Annotated in this window: 16 protein-coding genes and 2 pseudogenes; 8 read left to right on the top strand and 10 right to left on the bottom strand. The window is 61.9% G+C overall.

Translation table 11 applies throughout. The features are described from left to right. Positions 1 to 47: 47 nt before the first annotated feature. Positions 48 to 503 carry a tRNA (uridine(34)/cytosine(34)/5-carboxymethylaminomethyluridine(34)-2'-O)-methyltransferase TrmL gene (gene trmL, locus HWV67_RS22610; protein ID WP_095155802.1) on the bottom strand — a complete coding sequence of 152 codons (456 nt, stop codon included), beginning with the start codon at positions 501 to 503 and terminating at the stop codon, positions 48 to 50. On the opposite strand from trmL, the gene HWV67_RS22605 reads away from it, so the two are divergent. Further along, positions 502 to 942, top strand: a complete 441-nt coding sequence (locus HWV67_RS22605; RefSeq protein WP_175652862.1) for a hypothetical protein — start codon at positions 502 to 504, stop codon at positions 940 to 942. The two genes, trmL and HWV67_RS22605, sit on opposite strands and share 2 nt — an antisense overlap. 294 nt (positions 943 to 1236) lie before the next feature. Here the strand turns inward: HWV67_RS22605 and ntrC are convergent, their stop codons facing one another. The 5 genes and pseudogenes from ntrC to glnA form a co-directional block, all read right to left on the bottom strand. Beyond that, a complete protein-coding gene (ntrC, locus tag HWV67_RS22600) occupies positions 1237 to 2673 on the bottom strand; it encodes a nitrogen regulation protein NR(I) (RefSeq protein ID WP_095155804.1) in 1437 nt (478 codons plus the stop codon). Then, positions 2670 to 3755: a nitrogen regulation protein NR(II) gene (gene glnL, locus HWV67_RS22595; RefSeq protein WP_095155805.1), complete on the bottom strand. Its 1086-nt coding sequence runs from the start codon at positions 3753 to 3755 to the stop codon at positions 2670 to 2672. The genes ntrC and glnL overlap by 4 nt, the downstream gene beginning before the upstream one ends. A gap of 255 nt (positions 3756 to 4010) precedes the next feature. Continuing rightward, positions 4011 to 4538 carry a gamma subclass chorismate mutase AroQ gene (gene aroQ, locus HWV67_RS22590; RefSeq protein WP_175653118.1) on the bottom strand — a complete coding sequence of 176 codons (528 nt, stop codon included), beginning with the start codon at positions 4536 to 4538 and terminating at the stop codon, positions 4011 to 4013. Next, positions 4527 to 4931, bottom strand: a pseudogene (locus HWV67_RS31815) (cupin domain-containing protein); the annotation flags it as partial. The pseudogene HWV67_RS31815 and the gene aroQ, both read right to left, overlap by 12 nt. Positions 4932 to 5155: 224 nt before the next feature. Next, positions 5156 to 6562, bottom strand: a complete 1407-nt coding sequence (glnA, locus tag HWV67_RS22585) for a type I glutamate--ammonia ligase (RefSeq protein WP_095155806.1) — start codon at positions 6560 to 6562, stop codon at positions 5156 to 5158. A gap of 329 nt (positions 6563 to 6891) precedes the next feature. On the opposite strand from glnA, the gene thiI reads away from it, so the two are divergent. Further along, positions 6892 to 8346 (top strand): tRNA uracil 4-sulfurtransferase ThiI, encoded by a 1455-nt coding sequence (gene thiI / locus HWV67_RS22580; protein WP_095155807.1) that lies wholly within the window; start codon positions 6892 to 6894, stop codon positions 8344 to 8346. A gap of 129 nt (positions 8347 to 8475) precedes the next feature. Further along, complete coding sequence (typA, locus tag HWV67_RS22575; RefSeq protein WP_175652861.1) at positions 8476 to 10299, top strand: translational GTPase TypA; 1824 nt, start codon at positions 8476 to 8478, stop codon at positions 10297 to 10299. A 245-nt stretch (positions 10300 to 10544) separates the two neighbouring features. Here the strand turns inward: typA and HWV67_RS22570 are convergent, their stop codons facing one another. Beyond that, complete coding sequence (locus tag HWV67_RS22570) at positions 10545 to 10949, bottom strand: YkgJ family cysteine cluster protein (protein ID WP_110972313.1); 405 nt, start codon at positions 10947 to 10949, stop codon at positions 10545 to 10547. A gap of 211 nt (positions 10950 to 11160) precedes the next feature. Here HWV67_RS22570 and HWV67_RS22565 point away from each other — a divergent pair, with 211 nt between their 5' ends. The 3 genes from HWV67_RS22565 (at position 11161) to HWV67_RS22555 (ending at position 15367) form a co-directional block, all read left to right on the top strand. Then, on the top strand, positions 11161 to 13611 hold the full coding sequence (locus HWV67_RS22565) for a glycogen/starch/alpha-glucan phosphorylase (RefSeq protein ID WP_175652860.1): 2451 nt from the start codon (positions 11161 to 11163) through the stop codon (positions 13609 to 13611). Positions 13612 to 13752: 141 nt separating this feature from the next. Then, entirely contained in the window at positions 13753 to 14763 is a 1011-nt protein-coding gene (locus tag HWV67_RS22560) for a class 1 fructose-bisphosphatase (protein ID WP_095155811.1), read from the top strand. Positions 14764 to 14770: 7 nt separating this feature from the next. After that, a complete protein-coding gene (locus HWV67_RS22555; RefSeq protein WP_175652859.1) occupies positions 14771 to 15367 on the top strand; it encodes a DUF924 family protein in 597 nt (198 codons plus the stop codon). Between the two features lie 68 nt (positions 15368 to 15435). Here the strand turns inward: HWV67_RS22555 and HWV67_RS32230 are convergent, their stop codons facing one another. Both HWV67_RS32230 and HWV67_RS32225 read right to left on the bottom strand, forming a co-directional pair. Further along, on the bottom strand, positions 15436 to 16224 hold the full coding sequence (locus HWV67_RS32230; RefSeq protein ID WP_371929330.1) for a methyl-accepting chemotaxis protein: 789 nt from the start codon (positions 16222 to 16224) through the stop codon (positions 15436 to 15438). A gap of 66 nt (positions 16225 to 16290) precedes the next feature. Beyond that, positions 16291 to 17328 (bottom strand): annotated as a pseudogene (locus tag HWV67_RS32225) (HAMP domain-containing protein); the annotation flags it as partial. Between the two features lie 224 nt (positions 17329 to 17552). On the opposite strand from HWV67_RS32225, the gene bamE reads away from it, so the two are divergent. Then, complete coding sequence (gene bamE / locus HWV67_RS22545; protein WP_095155814.1) at positions 17553 to 17807, top strand: outer membrane protein assembly factor BamE domain-containing protein; 255 nt, start codon at positions 17553 to 17555, stop codon at positions 17805 to 17807. Next, on the top strand, positions 17804 to 18379 hold the full coding sequence (locus HWV67_RS22540) for a lipocalin family protein (RefSeq protein WP_110972309.1): 576 nt from the start codon (positions 17804 to 17806) through the stop codon (positions 18377 to 18379). Before bamE ends, HWV67_RS22540 begins: the two co-directional genes overlap by 4 nt. A 46-nt stretch (positions 18380 to 18425) precedes the next feature. Here the strand turns inward: HWV67_RS22540 and HWV67_RS22535 are convergent, their stop codons facing one another. Next, positions 18426 to 19790 (bottom strand): formimidoylglutamate deiminase, encoded by a 1365-nt coding sequence (locus tag HWV67_RS22535; protein ID WP_175652857.1) that lies wholly within the window; start codon positions 19788 to 19790, stop codon positions 18426 to 18428. Positions 19791 to 19817 lie beyond the last annotated feature (27 nt).

The raw sequence follows: 19817 nt of genomic DNA, 5'->3' as shown, positions 1-19817 counted from the left end.
CAAGCGATTTGCAGGAGCGGGCTTGTCGGTGCGCCGAACCGTCGCGATCAGACGAAACCTTGCTGCCGCCAGGCCTCGTAAACAGCCACGGCGACCGTATTGGACAGGTTCAAACTCCGGCACCCCGGCCGCATCGGCAATCGCAGGCGCTGGCCGCTTTCCAGCGCATCCAGCACCTCCGCTGGCAGCCCGCGGCTCTCCGGCCCGAACAGGAACGCATCGCCCGGTTCGAAGGCAACCTCGTGAAACGGCTGCGAGCCCTTGGTGGTGAACGCAAACACGCGCGGCTGCCCAAGGCTTTCCAGGCACGACGCCAGGTCGCTGTGGCGCTTGAGGGTGGCGTACTCGTGGTAATCCAGGCCGGCGCGCCGTAACCGCTTGTCGTCCAGTTCGAAGCCCAGCGGCTCGATCAGGTGCAGGTCGCAGCCGCTGTTGGCGCAGAGCCTGATAATGTTGCCGGTATTCGGCGGAATTTCTGGTTGAAAAAGGATCACGTGAAACATGCACGGCTCCGAGTTTAAAGATGACGCGCATTCTACTCCTGACGAACCGGACCCGCGTTCGAAATCCTGGCCGCGGGTGCTGTTTTCCCTGGCGCTGTTCGGAATGCTGGTGGGCCTGATGATCGGTCGCCTGACCGCGCCCGAACCACGGGTGCTGGAGCGCGTGGAGGTGGTCGTTGGCGGGCTGGACCTGTGGTTCAACGAAGAGCCCAAGCTGCACGGCGAAATGGTCGAGGGCACCGTGGCGGTGTTGTTCGAAGCGGAAGGGAAGAGTCAGAAGGGCCAGTTGACCTACGACGGTAAGCCGGTGAGCTGGCGGATACGCAAGAGTGATAAGGGGCTGCTGTTGAGCCTGGTGGCGGCCCGTCCACTGCAGGCCCGCTGGGCGGGTGAGTTAGTGGAGGACCGCTGGCGAGTGCAGGTGAGACTGCACGAATAAAAGAGGGGAATCCCCGGCCTGCCTGTACCAAGGTCCCCAAAACTGGAGATGTCTGTATTAATGCAGACGCCGTGCCAACTTTGCGAAACCCTTTGATCGCAGGGGTTTCAGGACGTTTTAGTGGGTGTGGCGGGCGATTCGCGGGGGGTTTTGCCTTCAGGCGGTGCGCCGCGGGCTTTTTCGGTTCACCAATGGGGCATTCGTGCCTTCGCCCGGCTGAAACGACCGCGGGGCAGGCCCTCGTCACAGAAACTCTGTGGGAGGTGCCTGCCCCGCGTCGTGTTCAGCGGCGAATCAGGATTCTTCGTCGTCCCCGTCATCCGCGCCATCGACCTTCATGCCCAGCTCCTTGATCTTCCGGGTCAGGGTGTTGCGACCCCAGCCCAGCAGCACGGCGGCATCGCGACGGCGACCGGCGGTGTGCTTGAGGGCCGTCTCGATCATGATCCGCTCGAAGCTCGGCACGGCGCTGTCGAGCAGGCTCGACTGGCCGCGGGACAACGCCTGGTCGGCCCATTGGCGCAGCGCCTGTTCCCAGTTGGTCACCGGCACCGCGTCCTGCGGCAGGCTCAGCAGCTCCGGTGGCAGGTCACCGATGTGCACTTCACGGCCGGAGGCCATGACGGTGATCCAGCGGCAGGTGTTTTCCAGCTGCCGCACGTTGCCCGGCCATGGCAGGTTGCGGATGAACTCCTCGGTCTCGGCCTTGAGCAGCTTGGGCTCGACTGACAGCTCCTGAGCCGCGCGGCCCAGGAAGTGGCGGGCCAGGGTCGGGATGTCTTCGCGACGGTCGGCCAGGCGCGGGATATGGATGCGGATCACGTTCAGGCGGTGGAACAAGTCTTCGCGGAACTTGCCGGCCTGGACCAGGGTTTCCAGGTTCTGGTGGGTCGCGGCGATGATGCGCACATCGACCTTGACCGGCACATGACCGCCGACCCGGTAGAACTCGCCATCAGCCAGTACCCGCAGCAGGCGGGTCTGGGTGTCGGCGGGCATGTCACCGATTTCGTCGAGAAACAGGGTGCCGCCGTCGGCCTGTTCGAAGCGGCCGCGGCGCAGGTTGGCGGCGCCGGTGAAGGCGCCTTTTTCATGGCCGAACAGCTCCGATTCCATCAGGTCTTTCGGAATTGCCGCCATGTTCAGGGCAATGAAGGGTGCTGCCGCGCGCGGGCTGTGACGGTGCAGGGCGTGGGCTACCAGCTCTTTACCGGTCCCGGACTCGCCGTTGATCAGCACGGTGATGTTGGAATGGCTCAGGCGACCGATGGCGCGGAACACCTCCTGCATCGCCGGCGCTTCACCGATGATTTCCGGGGTGCGGGTCAGGGTGGGTGCCACGTCACCGCCCTGTTGCTCCTGGGCATGCTGGTTCGCGCGCTTGACCAGCGAGACGGCTTCGTCGACGTCGAACGGCTTGGGCAGGTACTCGAAGGCACCGCCCTGATACGAAGCAACCGCGCTGTCCAGGTCGGAGTGCGCGGTCATGATGATCACCGGGAGCCGCGGATGCTGCTCGCGAATCTGCGCCAGCAGGTCGAGGCCGCTGGCACCCGGCATGCGGATATCGGAAATGATCACATCCGGCTGCTGGCGGGCCAGGCGGCTCATGACGCCATCGGCACTGTCGAAGCTTTGGGTGGTCATGCCTTCCTGTTGCAAGGCTTTTTCCAGGACCCAGCGGATGGAACGGTCGTCATCGACGATCCAGACAGTTTCACTACGGCTCATGAGGAAGCGGCTCCTTGTTCCAGTGGCAGGAAGATCGAGAAGGTGGTGTGACCCGGATGGCTGTCACATTCGATCAGGCCCTGATGCTGGCTGATGATGTTCTGGGTGATGGCCAGGCCCAGCCCGGTGCCGTCCGGGCGGCCGCTGACCATGGGATAGAAGAGGGTGTCCTGGAGTTCCGCCGGGATGCCGGGGCCGTTGTCGATGATCTCAATCTTGGCCACCAGGCGATGGCGGATATGGCCGATGGTGAACTGGCGCATGGCGCGGCTGCGCAGGGTGATGCGGCCCAGGCGCAGTTCGTTCTGCGCGCTGATGGCCTGCATGGCGTTGCGCACGATGTTGAGCACGGCCTGGATCATCTGTTCGCGGTCGATCAGGACGTCCGGCAGGCTCGGGTCGTAGTCGCGCACCAAAGTGATGCCACCCTGGGTTTCGGCCTCGACCAGGCTGCAGACCCGTTCAAGCACTTCGTGGACGTTGGTCAGCGCGAGCATCGGCAGCTTGTTCGAGCCAAGCATGCGGTCCACCAGATTCCGCAGGCGGTCGGCTTCTTCGATGATGACGTTGGTGTAGTCCTTCAATCCTTCGTCGGGCAGTTCGCGGGCCAGCAACTGGGCTGCGCCGCGGATGCCGCCCAACGGGTTCTTGATTTCGTGGGCCATGCCGCGCACGAGCATCTTGGTGGTTTCCTGCTTGGACAGTTGCGCTTCTTCCTTGGTGATGCGCAGCAGGCGGTCGCGCGGATGCACTTCGAGCAGCAGCAGGGTCCGGCCACTGTTGAGGATCGGCGTGACGGCGTAGTCGACGGTCAGGCTCTGGCCGGTCAGCGAGGTGAGCATGGCTTCGCGTTTGGTGAACGGATGCGCGTGCTCCACGGCCTGGCGCAGGGAGTGCAGTGCTTCGGTCGATTCGGTGAACAGTTCGCTGATGAACTGGCCATGGCTGCGCTGGCCGCTGATGGCCAGGAGCATTTCCGCCGCCGGGTTCATGTACTCAAGGCGCAGTTCGGCGTTGAGCAGGATGGTGGCGGTGGTCAGGTTGTCCAGTAGTAATCGGTGCAGTGCATCGCTGATGGTCATGTGGCGTCTTTGACCTCTTTTGGCACATTTCGGGCCTGGTGCTAGCCAGGGGCGCGGGCGCTGGTATTCCGCTGATGCGAGGAAAATGCAAAAAGCAAACCAAGGCTCCGAAAAGAAGCGGAATCCCCGGAGAATCACCTGAATCTGCCCGAAAAAGGCCTACAAACGCCTGAGCAGGAAGAATTTATGACCCAAATTGGTGTGAGGGGCGCAGGTGCATGCATTTGCACGCACCAATATAGAGCATAGGTGGGCTCAGGGCTGGGGGGTACACAATTGGGCGCTGGCGCGGATCAAGGCAAGGTTGCGCTGCGGGCCAAGCTTGCGCTGTTCGATCAGCCGGGAGGTCATCCGCGGGCAGTGGGCGGGGCGTGCAAGGTCCAGGGCGGCAAGGTTTTCCAGCAACTCGCCTTGCAGGGCGTCCAGGCGCGGGCGTAGCTGAGTGGCCAGGTCCATGCGTGGTATTGACGGTGCACCGCCCTCGGCGAGCCAGCGCGTCAGTGCGCTGTATTGAAGCAGCTTGTTGGCTTCGATCTGGTCAGCGAAGAAATCATCGACCCGTTGTTCGCTCAGCCCGTGTTGCGCTGCCTGGGTGCGGGCGTTGGCGAGGACCTGGCGCTCACGGGCGGCGGCGTGTACGGGTTGGCCGGTGTCCCATTTGTTCAGTGCGACTGCTTCGGCGAGCTCAAGGCGTTGCTCGATGCTGTCGAGCAGCGCTTGCAGGGCTTCGCTGCCGGGCTCCTGAAATTCCTCGTCCGTCGTCGCGGCCAGGCTCAGCGGCATGCTTTCGCTGCCGGCGTAGAACACCATCAGCTCGGCGGGCTGGCTGCCCGTTTTGCCGCGGTGAATGCCATCAACCATCTCTGCCACTGCATCACCGGCTTTCAGGCGTGTCTGCTGTGCGCCACCTGGCGTTTCGACCAGCAGTTCACCCGATAACAGGTAGGCGGCATTGGGAATCGGGTGGCGGTGCCAGTCGAGGGTGGTGTGGGCCGGAATGCGTATTTTCAGCAGGGTCAGTTCCGGTTGGCCGTCGGGATAGCGGGTATAGGGTGAGCCGTCCCATGCCTGGGTGCTGCGCAGGAGTACCCGGGATTCGATACCGGAATGAGGGGTGGGTGCAGCGCAGGCAACGAGAGGGATAAGCAACGAAAGTAGCGCAAGGAAACGCATCATGCTGATCTCGGTAAAGGGCGAGACAGCATGGGCGAGGCCGTGCAATGGAACGATCAGAGCGGGCTTATTTTGATGTCCGAAAAGAGGCTTTCAGTGCGAAGCCGTTTTCAATTTTGCAGCACGATGGCCTCACCGCGCGCGCAAAAAAATGCCCCGGCAAGCCGGGGCATTTTGAGTGAGCGCCAAGGACGGCATTTTCATGCCGCCCTTGTGTCACGCTGGAATCAGCAGCTGTAGTACAGCTCGTATTCCAGTGGGTGTACGAAGGTGCGAACCTTGATTTCTTCTTCGGATTTCAGAGCGATGTAGGCATCGATGAAGTCGTCGGAGAACACGCCGCCCTTGGTCAGGAACGCGCGGCCCTTGTCCAGCTCTTCCAGGGCTTCTTTCAGGCTGCCACAAACCTGTGGAATTTCCTTGGCCTCTTCAGGCGGCAGGTCATACAGGTTCTTGTCGGCGGCATCGCCAGGGTGGATCTTGTTCTGGATACCGTCCAGGCCGGCCATCAGCAGTGCTGCGAAGGCCAGGTACGGGTTGGCAGCCGGATCCGGGAAGCGCGCTTCGATACGACGAGCTTTCGGGCTGGAAACGTAAGGAATACGGATCGAAGCGGAACGGTTACGAGCCGAGTAGGCCAGCATTACCGGAGCTTCGAAGCCTGGAACCAGACGCTTGTAGGAGTTGGTCGAAGGGTTGGTGAAACCGTTCAGAGCCTTACCGTGCTTGATGATGCCGCCGATGAAGTACAGAGCGGTATCGGACAGGCCGGCATAGCCTTCGCCAGCGAAGGTGTTCTTGCCGTCTTTCCAGATCGACATGTGAACGTGCATGCCCGAGCCGTTGTCGCCGTACAGAGGCTTCGGCATGAAGGTCGCGGTGCGGCCGTAGGCATCGGCAACGTTGTGCACGACGTACTTCAGGGTTTGAACTTCGTCGGCCTTCTTCACCAGGGTGTTGAACTTGACGCCGATTTCGTTCTGGCCGGCAGTCGCCACTTCGTGGTGGTGAACTTCGACGGTCTGACCCATTTCTTCCAGTGCGTTGCACATGGCAGTACGGATTTCATGGTCATGGTCGAACGGCGGAACAGGGAAGTAGCCGCCTTTGACGCCTGGACGGTGGCCTTTGTTGCCGCCTTCGACGTCCTGGTCGGACATCCAGGAACCTTGCTCGGAGAAGATCTTGAACATCGAGCCGGAGATGTCGGACTTGAACTTCACTTCGTCGAAGATGAAGAACTCTGGCTCTGGACCGGCGAATACGGTGTCGCCGATCAGGGTGCTTTTCAGGTGCTCTTCAGCGCGCTTGGCGATCGCACGTGGGTCGCGGTCGTAGCCTTGCATGCTCGAAGGTTCGATGATGTCGCAGACCAGGATCAGGGTCGGCTCTTCGGTGAACGGGTCCAGCACGGCAGTATCGTCAACCGGCATCAGGATCATGTCGGAGGCTTCGATGCCTTTCCAGCCAGCGATGGAGGAACCATCGAACATCTTGCCGACTTCGAAGAAGTCGTCATCCAGCGCATCACGGGCTGGCATGGTCACGTGGTGCTGAGTGCCTTTGGTGTCAGTGAAGCGCAGATCAATCCATTTAACGTCATGATCTTTGATGAGTTGAACCGACTTCGACATAGTGTCCTCCGGGTGGGGTAGAGCTTGCCTGTGCAGCCCTTTAATTTGGGTGATGCCGGGCGCGAATACTCGGCCAAGGCAACCTGCCTCACAAGGGAGCAAATTGCATGCCAGTGCCCCGAAGTGGAATTTTTGCCCCAATCTCAAGCGTTTCAGCTGCTCCTGGCGGATTTCTGGCTTTTTTGTGCACTGTTTAGATGCGCAAATTTGTTTAGGCGAACCAAAACGGTGCAGAGAAAACCTTCTGTACAAAAGTTGGTCAAACCTTGAGCAATTTCCGCTATAATCCGCGCCCCCCTTTTTCGGCTGGCCACTCGCGCGCTGTTTTCATGAAACTAATCGTCAAAGTCTTCCCAGAAATCACCATTAAGAGCCGGCCGGTTCGCAAGCGTTTCATCCGTCAATTGGCCCGCAACATTCGCACCGTGCTCAAGGACCTCGATCCTGCGCTCGCGGTCGACGGTGTCTGGGACAACCTCGAGGTGGTCACCCGCATCGAAGACGAGAAGGTGCTGCGCGAGATGACCGAGCGCCTGAGCTGCACGCCGGGTATCGCGCATTTCCTGCAGGTTGATGAATACCCGCTGGGCGACTTCGACGATATCGTCGCCAAGTGCAAGGCGCACTTCGGCCACCTGCTGGCCGGCAAGCGCTTCGCCGTGCGCTGCAAGCGCGGCGGCCACCACGACTTCACCTCGATGGACGTCGACCGTTATGTTGGCAGCCAGTTGCGCCAGCAGTGCGGCGCCGCCGGCATCGACCTGCGCACCCCTGAAGTCCAGGTGCGCATCGAGATTCGTGACAAGCGCCTGTACGTGATCCACAACCAGCACAAAGGCATCGGCGGTTACCCGCTGGGCGCGCTGGAGCAGACCCTGGTGCTGATGTCCGGTGGTTTCGACTCCACCGTCGCCGCCTACCAGATGATGCGTCGCGGCCTGATGACCCATTTCTGTTTCTTCAACCTGGGTGGTCGCGCGCACGAACTGGGCGTGATGGAAGTTGCTCACTACCTCTGGAAGAAATACGGCAGCAGCCAGCGCGTGCTGTTCGTCAGCGTGCCGTTCGAGGAAGTGGTCGGCGAGATCCTCGGCAAGGTCGACAACAGTTATATGGGCGTGACCCTGAAGCGCATGATGCTGCGCGCCGCCAGCAACATCGCCGACCGCCTGCAGATCGACGCACTGGTGACCGGCGAGGCGATTTCCCAGGTGTCGAGCCAGACCCTGCCGAACCTCGCGGTGATCGACTCGGCCACCGAGAAGCTGGTACTGCGCCCGCTGCTGGCCAGCCACAAGCAAGACATCATCGACCAGGCCTACGAAATCGGCACCGCCGAATTCGCCAAGCACATGCCCGAGTATTGCGGCGTGATTTCGGTGAACCCGACTACCTGCGCCAAGCGTCACCGCGTCGACCACGAAGAGAAGCAGTTCGACATGGCCGTGCTGGAGCGCGCCCTGGAGCGTGCTCGCCTGGTCTCGATCGACAACGTGATCGATGAACTTGGCCAGGATATCCAGATCGAAGAAGTCAGCCAGGCGCTGGCCGGGCACGTGGTGATCGATATTCGTCACCCCGACGCCCAGGAAGACCAGCCTCTGGAACTGGACGGCATCGAGGTCCAGGCCTTGCCGTTCTATGCCCTCAACAGTCGCTTCAAGGAACTGGATGCTACGCGCCAGTACCTGCTGTATTGCGACAAGGGTGTGATGAGCCGGCTGCACGCTCACCACTTGCTGAGTGAGGGACATGCCAATGTGCGCGTTTATCGTCCGACATAAGACGCCCGGGCTGTATGGCGGCAGTATCCGCCACCGCCCTCCCGACCGACGGGTCCGCTGAGCGCCGTTCATTCATATTCGCCACCTAGACTGGGTGGCAACCCGAATCCTCTGATCGAGATACACCACGTGATCGAAAATCTGCGCAACATCGCCATCATTGCCCACGTTGACCATGGTAAAACCACCCTGGTTGACAAACTCCTGCGTCAGTCCGGCACTCTGGAGCGTAACGAGCTCAACGACGAGCGCGTCATGGACTCCAACGACCAGGAAAAAGAGCGCGGCATTACCATTCTGGCGAAGAACACCGCCATCAACTGGAATGGCTACCACATCAACATCGTCGACACCCCCGGCCACGCCGACTTCGGCGGTGAAGTAGAGCGCGTGATGTCGATGGTCGACTCCGTTCTGCTGCTGGTCGACGCTCAAGACGGCCCTATGCCGCAAACCCGTTTCGTGACCAAGAAGGCGTTCGAAGCCGGTCTGAAGCCAATCGTCGTGATCAACAAGGTTGACCGTCCGGGCGCGCGTCCTGACTGGGTTCTGGACCAGATCTTCGACCTGTTCGACAACCTCGGTGCCACCGACGAACAGCTGGACTTCAAAGTCGTCTACGCCTCGGCCCTGAACGGCATTGCCGGTCTGGACCACGCCGAAATGGCCGAAGACATGACCCCGCTGTACCAGTCGATCATCGACAACGTTCCAGCTCCGGCTGTTGACCGTGACGGTCCGTTCCAGATGCAAATCTCCGCTCTGGACTACAACAGCTTCCTCGGTGTTATCGGCGTTGGCCGTATCGCCCGTGGTCGCGTCAAGCCGAACACCCCGGTTGTCGCTATCGACACCAACGGCAAGAAGCGCAACGGCCGTATCCTGAAGCTGATGGGTCACCACGGTCTGCACCGTGTAGACGTTGAAGAAGCCCAGGCTGGCGACATCGTCTGCATCAGCGGTTTCGAAGAGCTGTTCATCTCCGACACCCTGTGCTCCCCAGATGCCGTTGAAGCGATGAAGCCACTGAGCGTCGACGAGCCGACCGTTTCCATGACCTTCCAGGTCAACGACTCGCCGTTCTGCGGTAAAGAAGGCAAGTTCGTGACTTCCCGTAACATCAAGGAACGTCTGGACAAAGAGCTGCTGTACAACGTTGCACTGCGCGTTGAAGAAGGCGACTCGGCTGACAAGTTCAAGGTTTCCGGTCGTGGTGAGCTGCACCTGTCGGTTCTGATCGAAACCATGCGTCGCGAAGGCTTCGAGATGGCTGTAGGCCGTCCTGAAGTAATCATCCGCGAAGTCAACGGTACCAAACAGGAACCGTTCGAAAACGTCACCATCGACATCCCTGAAGAATCGCAGGGCAAGGTCATGGAAGAGATGGGTCTGCGTAAAGGCGACCTGACCAACATGTCCCCGGATGGCAAGGGCCGTGTACGTCTGGAATACAACATTCCAGCCCGTGGTCTGATCGGTTTCCGTAACCAGTTCCTGACCCTGACCAACGGTGCAGGCATCCTGACCTCGATCTTCGATCGCTACGACACCATGAAGTCCGGCCACATGTCCGGTCGTCAGAACGGCGTACTGGTTTCGGTCGAAACCGGCAAGGCACTGACCTACTCCCTGGAAACCCTGCAGGCGCGCGGCAAGCTGTTCGTCGAGCACGGTCAGGAAATCTACAACGGTCAGATCGTTGGTCTGAACAGCCGTGACAACGACCTGGGTGTCAACCCAACCAAAGGCAAGAAGCTCGACAACATGCGTGCTTCGGGCAAGGACGAAACCATCGCCCTGGTTCCGCCGGTTCGTTTCACCCTGGAACAGGCTCTGGAATTCATCCAGGACGACGAGCTGTGCGAAGTGACTCCAAAGTCGATTCGTCTGCGCAAGAAAATCTTGGACGAAGGCGAGCGTACCCGCGCTGCCAAGAAGTCCAAAGCCAACTAATCCTGGCTTGAAATGAAAACGCCCCCGGTCGAAAGGCCGGGGGCGTTTTTGTTTCTGCTGTTTATTGCCAGGGCTGTGTGAACTGTAGGAGCGAGCTTGTCGGGGCGCCGAACCGTCGCGAAGGACCGCGCAGCGGTCCCGAACCCTGATACACCAGATACTGGCTTGACTGCGGCTCGTGCTGGATGGTTTTGGGACCGCTTTGCGGTCCTTCGCGAGCAAGCTCGCTCCTACACGGAGGGGGGTCAGCGAACCATCGGCTTCGGCTTGTACGCGCAATACCCCGGCCGCGGCCCGATCTTCGGGTGGTTGCGGCAGGTGTCCGGACGCTTGTCATAAATGGTGCACAGCCGGCTCTTGCGATCCAGATAGAGGCAATCGTCGTTGCTCATCCGGGTCAGGGTGAAGATCCCCGACTTCTGGCTGAAGCGCTCGACGATGCCTTCCTTCTGAAGGCGCTTGGCAATGTTCTTCGGCGGCTCGCCCACTTCGAACTCATCGACTACGCCGATGCGGATCAAATCCTTCAACTTGACCTCCACCGGCAGGGTGCAGCAGGTGGACATGCAGCTGCCGCACATGTGGCTGGCGTACTTCTGCCACGTCTCGAGACGGTCAAGCTCGGCGGCGGCGATCAGGGTCGGTTTCATCAGGGATCAGGCATATAGGTATAGGAAGGCGCGCGATCATACCGGAGTTGATCAATTTGTGAACAACCAATTGCGCGGGAGCCGTCGGCCGGTCCCGCTCTTGCATCTGCTTTTCCCATGAAAGGTGCGAACCAGCGCCTACGCACTGTGTCGAACCGTCTAGGCTGTCAAATCTCCATCCGCAATCGTCATATTTGCCCGAGGACGTCGCATGTCTCAGGAAACGAACACTCGTGACGCAGAGGTGGCCGCTTTTCGCACCGCTGTGCTGGACAAACTGACCTATGCGGTCGGCAAGGACCCCGAACACGCCTTCGACCACGACTGGTTCGAAGCCATCGCCCTGGCCGCCAGGGACCACATGGTCGATCACTGGATGGACCACACCCGGCAGATCTATCGCAAGAGCCAGAAGCGGGTCTATTACCTCTCCCTCGAATTCCTGATCGGCCGTCTGCTCTACGACAGCCTGAGCAACCTCGGCCTGCTGGACGTCGCCCGCGAGGCGCTGGAAGGCCTTGATGTCGACCTGGAGCGCATCCGCCTGCTGGAGCCGGATGCGGCGCTGGGCAACGGCGGCCTTGGCCGGCTGGCGGCGTGCTTCATGGAAAGCATGTCGACCCTCGGCATCGCCGCACACGGCTACGGCATCCGCTACGAGCACGGCCTGTTTCGGCAGGCGGTGGTGGATGGCTGGCAGCAGGAGCAGACCGAGAACTGGCTGGATTTCGGTAACCCCTGGGAGTTCGAGCGGGCCGAGGTGATCTACCCGATCAGCTTCGGCGGCCGGGTCGAAACCGTGCACACCGGCGACGGCGAGCCGCGTCAGGTCTGGTGGCCGGCGGAAACGGTACGTGCGGTGGCGTATGACACGCCGGTGGTGGGCTGGCGCGGTTCCAGCGTCAACACCCTGCGCCTGTGGCGTGCGCGGGCGCTGGAGGAGCTGCACCTGGAGCGCTTCAACGCCGGCGACCACCTAGGCGCCGTGGCTGAAGTAGCCCGGGCCGAGAGCATCTCCCGCGTGCTGTACCCGGCCGACAGCACCGAGGCCGGCCAGGAATTGCGCCTGCGTCAGGAATACTTCTTCGTTTCGGCCTCGCTGCAAGACCTGCTGCGCCGTCATCTGAACATGCACGACACCCTGCTCAACCTGCCCGAGCAGGCGGCCATCCAGCTCAACGACACCCACCCCTCGATTGCCGTGGCCGAACTGATGCGGCTGCTGGTCGACCAGCACGAAGTGCCGTGGGATACCGCCTGGCAAGTGACGGTGAACACACTGGCCTACACCAACCACACCCTGCTGCCGGAGGCGCTGGAAACCTGGCCGGTGGGGCTGATGGAGCGCATGCTGCCGCGGCACATGCAGATCATCTACCTGATCAACGCCTTCCATATCGACGCGCTGCGGGCCAAAGGCATCCACGATTTCGACGTGCTGCGTGCCGTGTCGCTGATCGAGGAAGACAACGGCCGCCGGGTGCGCATGGGCAACCTGGCGTTCCTCGGTTCCCACAGCATCAACGGCGTGTCGGCGCTGCACACCAAGTTGATGCGCAGCACGGTGTTCGCCGAGCTGCACAAGCTCTACCCGGACCGCATCAACAACAAGACCAACGGCATCACCTTCCGCCGTTGGCTGTACCAGGCCAACCCGCGGCTCACCGGCATGCTGGTGGATGCCTTGGGCAAAGAGCTGCTGGACGACCCGGAAACCCTGCTGCGCGGGCTGGAGCCGTTCGCCGACAAACCGGCGTTCCGCAAGAAATTCGCCGAGCAGCGCCTGCACAGCAAGCGTGTGCTGGCGAGCCTGATTCAGGAGCGGGTGGGGATTACCGTCAACCCCGAGGCGATGTTCGATGTGCAGGTCAAGCGCATCCATGAGTACAAGCGCCAGTTGCTCAACCTGATGCACACCGTGGCCCTGTACCAGGCGATCCGCGCCGAACCGGGCACCGACTGGGTGCCGCGGGTGAAGATCTTCGCCGGCAAGGCAGCAGCCAGTTATCACCAGGCCAAGCTGATCATCAAGCTGGCCAACGACATCGCCAAGGTGGTCAACAACGACCCGACCGTGCGCGGTCTGCTCAAGGTGGTGTTCCTGCCCAACTACAACGTCAGCCTGGCGGAAAGCATCATCCCGGCGGCGGACCTCTCCGAGCAGATTTCCACCGCCGGCTACGAGGCGTCCGGCACCAGCAACATGAAGTTCGGCCTCAACGGCGCGCTGACCATCGGCACCCTCGACGGTGCCAACGTGGAAATGTGCGAGCAGGTGGGCGCTGACCACATGTTCATCTTCGGCCTGACCGCCCAGCAGGTGGAGGCGCGCAAGCGCAGTGGCGATTTTGGTGCCGGGGCCGCGCTGGGTGCTTCGCACCGGCTCAACGACGTGCTGCAGGCGATCCGTGGCGGGGTGTTCTCACCTGACGATCCGGCGCGTTATGTCGGGCTGGTGGACTCGCTGGTGACCTACGACCGCTTCCTGCTCTGCGCCGATTTCGACGCCTACTGGGAAGCCCAGCGGCGGGTCGACGAGCTCTGGCACGAGCCCAATCGCTGGTGGCGCTCGGCGGTGCTCAACACCGCGCGCATGGGCTGGTTCTCCTCGGACCGGACAATCCGCGAATACGCCCGTGAAATCTGGACCGCGCTGGAGTGACCAGCGCCAACCCGGCGGACGGCATGAACTCGCGGGCCGATGTGCCGTCTGATCGGGCAAGCATGTCCTGGTGCTCGCCCGCGCTTCACTCTCCCTGTAAACTGCGTGGGTTTTTCTCTCCCCATTCCTTCGGAGCTATACATGTCCCGCGTTACCCTGAGTCGCTATCTGATTGAGCAGACCCGTAGCAACAGCACCCCTGCCGATCTGCGCTTCCTCATCGAAGTGGTGGCGCGCGCATGCAAGGAAATCAGCCACAACGTGTCCAAAGGCGCCCTGGGCGGCGTATTGGGCAGCATGGGCACTGAAAACGTGCAGGGCGAAGTCCAGAAGAAACTGGACGTGATTTCCAACGACATCCTGCTCGAAGCCAACGAATGGGGCGGTCACCTGGCCGGCATGGCGTCCGAAGAAATGGACAATGCCTACCAGATCCCCGGCAAATACCCGAAAGGCGCCTACCTGCTGGTCTTCGACCCGCTGGACGGCTCGTCGAACATCGATGTCAACGTTTCCGTCGGCACCATCTTCTCGGTACTCCGTTGCCCGAACGAGTACCTGAGCCAGAACGAAAGCCTGAATGAAAAGGCCTTCCTGCAGCCAGGCACCGAGCAGGTCGCCGCCGGCTACGCGATCTATGGTCCGCAGACCATGCTGATCCTGACCCTGGGCAACGGCGTCAAAGGCTTCACCCTGGACCGCGAACTGGGCAGCTTCGTCCTGACCCACGAGAACATCAAGGTTCCGGAAACCACCGCCGAATTCGCTATCAACATGTCCAACCAGCGCCACTGGGAAGCCCCGGTCAAGCGCTACGTCGGCGAGCTGCTGGACGGTGAGACCGGCCCGCTGAAGAAAAACTACAACATGCGCTGGATCGCCTCGATGGTTGCCGACGTGCACCGCATCCTGACCCGCGGCGGCCTGTTCATGTACCCACGCGACGCTCGCGAGCCTTCCAAGCCGGGCAAACTGCGCCTGATGTACGAAGCCAACCCGATGTCCTTCATCATCGAACAGGCCGGCGGCGCTTCCACCGACGGCAAACAGCGCATCCTCGACATCCAGCCGGAGAGCCTGCACCAGCGTGTGGCGGTGTTCCTCGGTTCGAAAGAAGAAGTCGAGCGCGTCACCGGTTATCACCAGGAGTAAACAGGTCATGCTCGCACCTTGGCAGCCGTTGCTGGAGTGGTGGTTCGGTTGGGGTACCAGCCCGCAGGCCGTGGCTGACGAGAAGAGCACGCTGTGGTTCGGCAGGCAGCACGATGCCGAGGCGCAAGAACGCTTCGGCGATCTGGTGGAGCAGGCGTTGGCCGGCGGTCTGGACGAGTGGCTGCAAAGCCCGCAGGGCTGGCTTGGCCTGGTCCTGTTGCTGGACCAGTTGCCGCGCATGATCCACCGCGACACGCCGCGCGCCTTCGATGGCGATCGGCGTGCCCAGGTGCTGGTGATGCAGGGCCTGGACCGTGCCTGGGACTATCAACTGCTGCCGATCCAGCGGGTGTTCATCCTGCTGGTGCTGGAGCATGCCGAAGTACTCGACTGGCAGAACATCAGCGTCGAGCGCTACCGGGCCTTGCTTTCGGGCCAGCCGGCCGAGCATCAGCGGTTGTTCGAAGGTTTCCTCGACTATGCCGAGCAGCACCAGCGGGTGATTGCCCGGTTCGGGCGCTTCCCGCACCGCAACCTGTTGCTGGGGCGGCCGAGTACCAGTGAGGAGATGGATTTTCTGCTGGAGCCTGGGTCCAGGTTCTGATTTGAATTCTCTGCTGTTCTTCAGGGCCTCATCGCCGGCAAGCCGGCGATGAGGCCCTGAAGCCCGCCTTAAATCCTGAAACTCCCCACCAGATGCTTCAACCGCTCGACCTGCTGCTCAAGGTCGTTACAGGCACGCAACGTCGCCTGCAGGTTTTCCACGCCTTCCTGATTCAGCGTATTGATCTCGGTGATGTCGACGTTGATCGACTCCACCACGGCAGTCTGTTCCTCGGTAGCGGTAGCCACCGACTGGTTCATGCCGTCGATCTCGCCGATGCGCTGGGTCACGCTGCCCAGCCGTTCGCCGGCCCGGTTGGCGATGCCGACGCTGTGCTGGCTGTGGTTCTGGCTCTCGGTCATGGTGCTCACCGCCACCTGCGCGCCGGCTTGCAGTTCTTCGATGATCCGTTGTACTTGCTGCGCCGAGTCCTGGGTGCGGTGGGCCAGATTGCGCACTTCGTCGGCAACCACCGCGAAACCACGGCCGGCCTCGCCAGCGCGGGCCGCTTCGATGGCGGCGTTGAGCGCCAGCAGGTTGGTCTGCTGGGAAATGCCGGTGATTACTTCGAGAATCTGGCCGATGTTCACCGTGTTGGCGTTCAGCGTCTCGATGTTGCCGCACGAATCGCTGATCCGCGCCGACAATTGGTTCATCACGTCGATGGTCTGGTTGACCACCTGCTGACCGTCTTCAGCCAGGCTGCGCGCGTCGCTGGAATGCTGCGAGGCGAGGGCGGCGTTCTGGGCGATTTCCTGGGCGGCGGCGCCCAGTTCGTTGATCGCTGCGGCAACGCTGTTGGTGCGGCTGGATTGCTGGTCGGCGTTGTGGATCGAGGCATTGGACGCGCTGACCACCCGCAGGGCGACTTCGTTGACCTGGCCGGTGGCCGAGGACACTTCGCGGATCGATTCGTGAATCCGCTCGACAAAGCGGTTGAATGACTGGCCCAGCGTGCCGAATTCGTCGTGGGCATGAATGCTCAAGCGCTTGGTCAGGTCGCCCTTGCCCTCGGCGATGTCGTGCATGGCCCGGCCCATCACGTGCAGCGGCTCCATCAGCACGCGGATCAGCAGGCCAAGCAGGCCGATGATGATCAACACTGCGGCGATGGTCGCCACCACGGCGGTGCTGCGCAGTTCACTGAGCATGGCGAACGCCGCGTCCTGGTCGAGCACCAGCGCGACATACCAGTCCGCCGACGGCACGCCGTCGATGTGGGTGAAGCTGATGAACTGCTTGCGGCCGTCGATCTCGACTTCCTTCAGGCCTTTGCCGATGACCGGCGCGCCCTGTGGATAAGCCTCGGCGAGGGCTTTCAGGGCCAGCTCGTTCTTGGGATGGATCAGGATCTTGCCATCGCCGTTGACGATGAAGGCATGGCCGTGGCCGTCGAAATTCAGCGAGTTGATGATGGCGCTGATGGTGTCCAGCGCAGTGTCGGCGCCGGCCACACCGATCGACTTGCCGGCCTGTTGCACCGGCGTGGCGATGGTCACCACCAGCTTGCCCATGGAGGCGGAAACATAGGGCTCGGTGATCACGGTCTGGCCGGCGCTGCTGGCGCTCTTGTACCAGCCGCGCACGCGCGGGTCGTAGTCGGCCGCGCGGTTGCCGGCAGGCACCGACTGCATGCTGCCGTCCTGGCCGCCGAAATAGGTGAGGGCGAAGTTGCTGGCGTACACCGGCAGCGCCAGGCTGCGGCTCAGGGCGTCCTTGCCTGGGCCGTCGACGGCCACTTGCTGGGCAAAGGAGTTGAGCAACTGGATGCGGCTGTCCAGCCAGGTGCGGATGTTGCCCGCAGTGAGGCTGCCCAGTTCCTGCATCGAGGCTTCGGTGCTGCTGCGCAGCGACTGGCGCTGGCGGTAGTCGTTGAACAGGACGAAGCAGGTGAAGGCCACCACGACCACGAGGGCGGCGGCCAGCAGGATCTTGTGGCTGAATTTCAGGTTTTTAGTCATCGTAAGGTCACGGCAATCTACGAAGGGGGCGCGGCGATCCGCCGCAGCGTCTGTTGTGTCGTCAGGTGTAGGAAAAAGATTAATCGGTTCCGCAATCATTCGACCAATGGCAAAGGATTACGCTGATCTGAAAGCAGGGCGCTTCGGGAACCGGAACGGGGTTTTTCCTTCTAAGCTCTCGACAGGCTGTAGTCCTGTCGCCTTTATTTTCAGGAGCACCCTTCATGTCGTTGCGTTCCCTCGCCTTGTTGTCCTTGTGCGTGTTGCTGGCTGCGTGCAGCAAACTCAATCAGGAAAACTATTCCAAACTCAAAACCGGTATGGACAAGGCCCAGGTCGAAGCCCTGCTGGGGAGTCCAACCGAGTGTTCCGGTGCGTTGGGTGTTTCCAGTTGTACCTGGGGTGATGAAAAGACCTTCATCAGTGTCCAGTACGCAGGTGACAAAGTGTTGATGTACGCGGGGCAGGGTCTGAAATGAAACACGTCTATCCACTGCTGGCCTTGTGCGCGGCACTGACGCTGGGCGGTTGCGCCACGTCGGTGGCCGACGGGCCGCTGCCGCCGAAGACGGTGGGGCAGGTCGATCTCAAGCGTTACCAGGGTAAATGGTTCGAACTGGCGCGCTTGCCGATGTATTTCCAGCGTGATTGCGCCCAGTCCGAGGCGCACTACAACCTGCGCGCGGACGGCAGTGTCGGGGTGCTCAATCGTTGCCTGACCCTGCAAGGCGAGTGGCAGGAAGCCAGCGGCAGCGCCACGCCGCAAGTGCCGGGCAAGACCGACAAGCTCTGGGTGGAATTCGACAACTGGTTCTCGCGGCTGCTGCCGGGCGTGGCGAAAGGTGATTACTGGGTGCTGTATATCGGTGATGACTACCAGACCGCGCTGGTCGGCAATCCAGACCGCAAATACCTGTGGCTGCTGTCGCGCAAACCAACCGTGACGGCGGTGGAGCGGGAGAGCCTGCTGGCCAAGGCGCGGCAGCAGGGGTATGACACGACGCGGCTGATCTGGCGGGTGTCGGATCGGGATATGGCGCGTAAGCCTTGATCGATCTTCAGGGCCTCATCGCTAGTCAGCGATGAGGCCCTGAAACTCAACCGAGCAATTCCCTCAATACCCCGGCAAACGCCCGCGCACTGTCTTCCTGTCCGTCATGCCTGCCTTCGCGCACCACCCAGGCCCCGTTGACCATCACATCCCGCACCTGACGATCCCCGCCAGCGAACAGCCAGCGGTTGAGGATGTTGTCGTCACTGGCCGTCGCCAGGTACGGGTCCAGCCCATCCAGCACGATCCAGTCCGCCCGCTTGCCTACCGCCAGTTCACCTACCGGTTGCCCCAGCGCCTGGGCGCCACCGCTCAGTGCTGCGTCGAACAGCGTGCGTCCGACCATCGGCTGGTTGGCGCCGTACAAGCGGTTGCGTCGCTGGTCGCGCAGGCGCTGGCCGTATTCCAGCCAGCGCAGTTCTTCCACCACGCTCAGTGACACATGGCTGTCGGAACCGATGCCCAGGCGTCCTCCTTCGGCGAGGAAATCCACCGCCGGGAAGATGCCATCGCCGAGGTTGGCTTCGGTGGTCAGGCACAAGCCGGCCACCGCGCCGCTGCGGGCCATGAGGCTGACTTCGTCGGCCTCGGCATGAGTCGCGTGGACCAGGCACCAGCGCTGATCGACTTCGACGTTTTCATACAGCCACTGCAACGGCCGCCGTCCGCTCCAGGCCAGGCAGTCGTCGACTTCCTTCTTTTGTTCGGCGATATGGATGTGCACCGGACAGGCGCTGTCGCTAGCCGCCATGACCGTGGCGATCTGCTCCGGCGTCACCGCGCGCAATGAGTGGAAGCACAGCCCCAGCGTTTGCGCGGGCTGGGCGGCCAGCAGCGGTTTCAGCCGGGATTGCAGGTCGAGGTACTGTTCGGTGCTGTTGATGAACCGCCGCTGACCCTCGTTGGGCGCCTGCCCGCCGAAGCCGGAGTGGCTGTAGAGCACCGGCAGCAGGGTCAGGCCGATACCGCTCTGGCGGGCCGCCGCGCTGATGCGCCGGGACAGCTCGGTCGGGTCGGCGTAGACGCTGCCTTGCGGGTCGTGGTGGACGTAGTGGAATTCGGCGACCGAGGTGTAGCCGGCCTTGAGCATCTCGATGTAGAGCTGGCGGGCGATGATTTCGAGCTGCTCGGGGCTGATCTTGCCGACCAGCCGATACATCAGTTCGCGCCAGGTCCAGAAGCTGTCGTTGGGATTGCCCGCCACTTCGGCAAGACCGGCCATGGCGCGCTGGAACGCGTGGGAATGCAGGTTGGGCATGCCTGGCAGCAGCGGTCCGTTCAGCTTTTCGGCGCCATCGGCCTCGGCATTGGCTTGTACCCGGGTCAGCAAACCGTCGGCGCCGACCTCGATTCGGACGTTTTCAGCCCAGCCGCTGGGCAACAGAGCGCGTTCGGCAAAGAAGACGGACATCGACACGACACCTCGTTTTGTTTATTT

It is taken from the genome of Pseudomonas sp. Marseille-P9899, from assembly GCF_903166565.1.
GTDB classification, from domain to species: Bacteria; Pseudomonadota; Gammaproteobacteria; order Pseudomonadales; family Pseudomonadaceae; genus Aquipseudomonas; species Aquipseudomonas huaxiensis.
The sequence above is the reverse complement of the archived record's forward strand: the minus strand, read 5'-3'. Positions and strand labels throughout refer to the sequence as shown.

Coding starts and splice junctions, on each gene's coding strand:
- trmL (WP_095155802.1), bottom strand. CDS start 503: ATGTTTCACGTGATCCTTTTTCAACCAGAAATTCCGCCGAATACCGGC.
- HWV67_RS22605 (WP_175652862.1), top strand. CDS start 502: ATGCACGGCTCCGAGTTTAAAGATGACGCGCATTCTACTCCTGACGAA.
- HWV67_RS22565 (WP_175652860.1), top strand. CDS start 11,161: ATGTCTCAGGAAACGAACACTCGTGACGCAGAGGTGGCCGCTTTTCGC.
- HWV67_RS22555 (WP_175652859.1), top strand. CDS start 14,771: ATGCTCGCACCTTGGCAGCCGTTGCTGGAGTGGTGGTTCGGTTGGGGT.
- glnL (WP_095155805.1), bottom strand. CDS start 3,755: ATGACCATCAGCGATGCACTGCACCGATTACTACTGGACAACCTGACC.
- HWV67_RS22560 (WP_095155811.1), top strand. CDS start 13,753: ATGTCCCGCGTTACCCTGAGTCGCTATCTGATTGAGCAGACCCGTAGC.
- HWV67_RS22535 (WP_175652857.1), bottom strand. CDS start 19,790: ATGTCCGTCTTCTTTGCCGAACGCGCTCTGTTGCCCAGCGGCTGGGCT.
- aroQ (WP_175653118.1), bottom strand. CDS start 4,538: ATGCCGCTGAGCCTGGCCGCGACGACGGACGAGGAATTTCAGGAGCCC.
- glnA (WP_095155806.1), bottom strand. CDS start 6,562: ATGTCGAAGTCGGTTCAACTCATCAAAGATCATGACGTTAAATGGATT.
- HWV67_RS22570 (WP_110972313.1), bottom strand. CDS start 10,949: ATGAAACCGACCCTGATCGCCGCCGCCGAGCTTGACCGTCTCGAGACG.
- HWV67_RS22540 (WP_110972309.1), top strand. CDS start 17,804: ATGAAACACGTCTATCCACTGCTGGCCTTGTGCGCGGCACTGACGCTG.
- bamE (WP_095155814.1), top strand. CDS start 17,553: ATGTCGTTGCGTTCCCTCGCCTTGTTGTCCTTGTGCGTGTTGCTGGCT.
- thiI (WP_095155807.1), top strand. CDS start 6,892: ATGAAACTAATCGTCAAAGTCTTCCCAGAAATCACCATTAAGAGCCGG.
- ntrC (WP_095155804.1), bottom strand. CDS start 2,673: ATGAGCCGTAGTGAAACTGTCTGGATCGTCGATGACGACCGTTCCATC.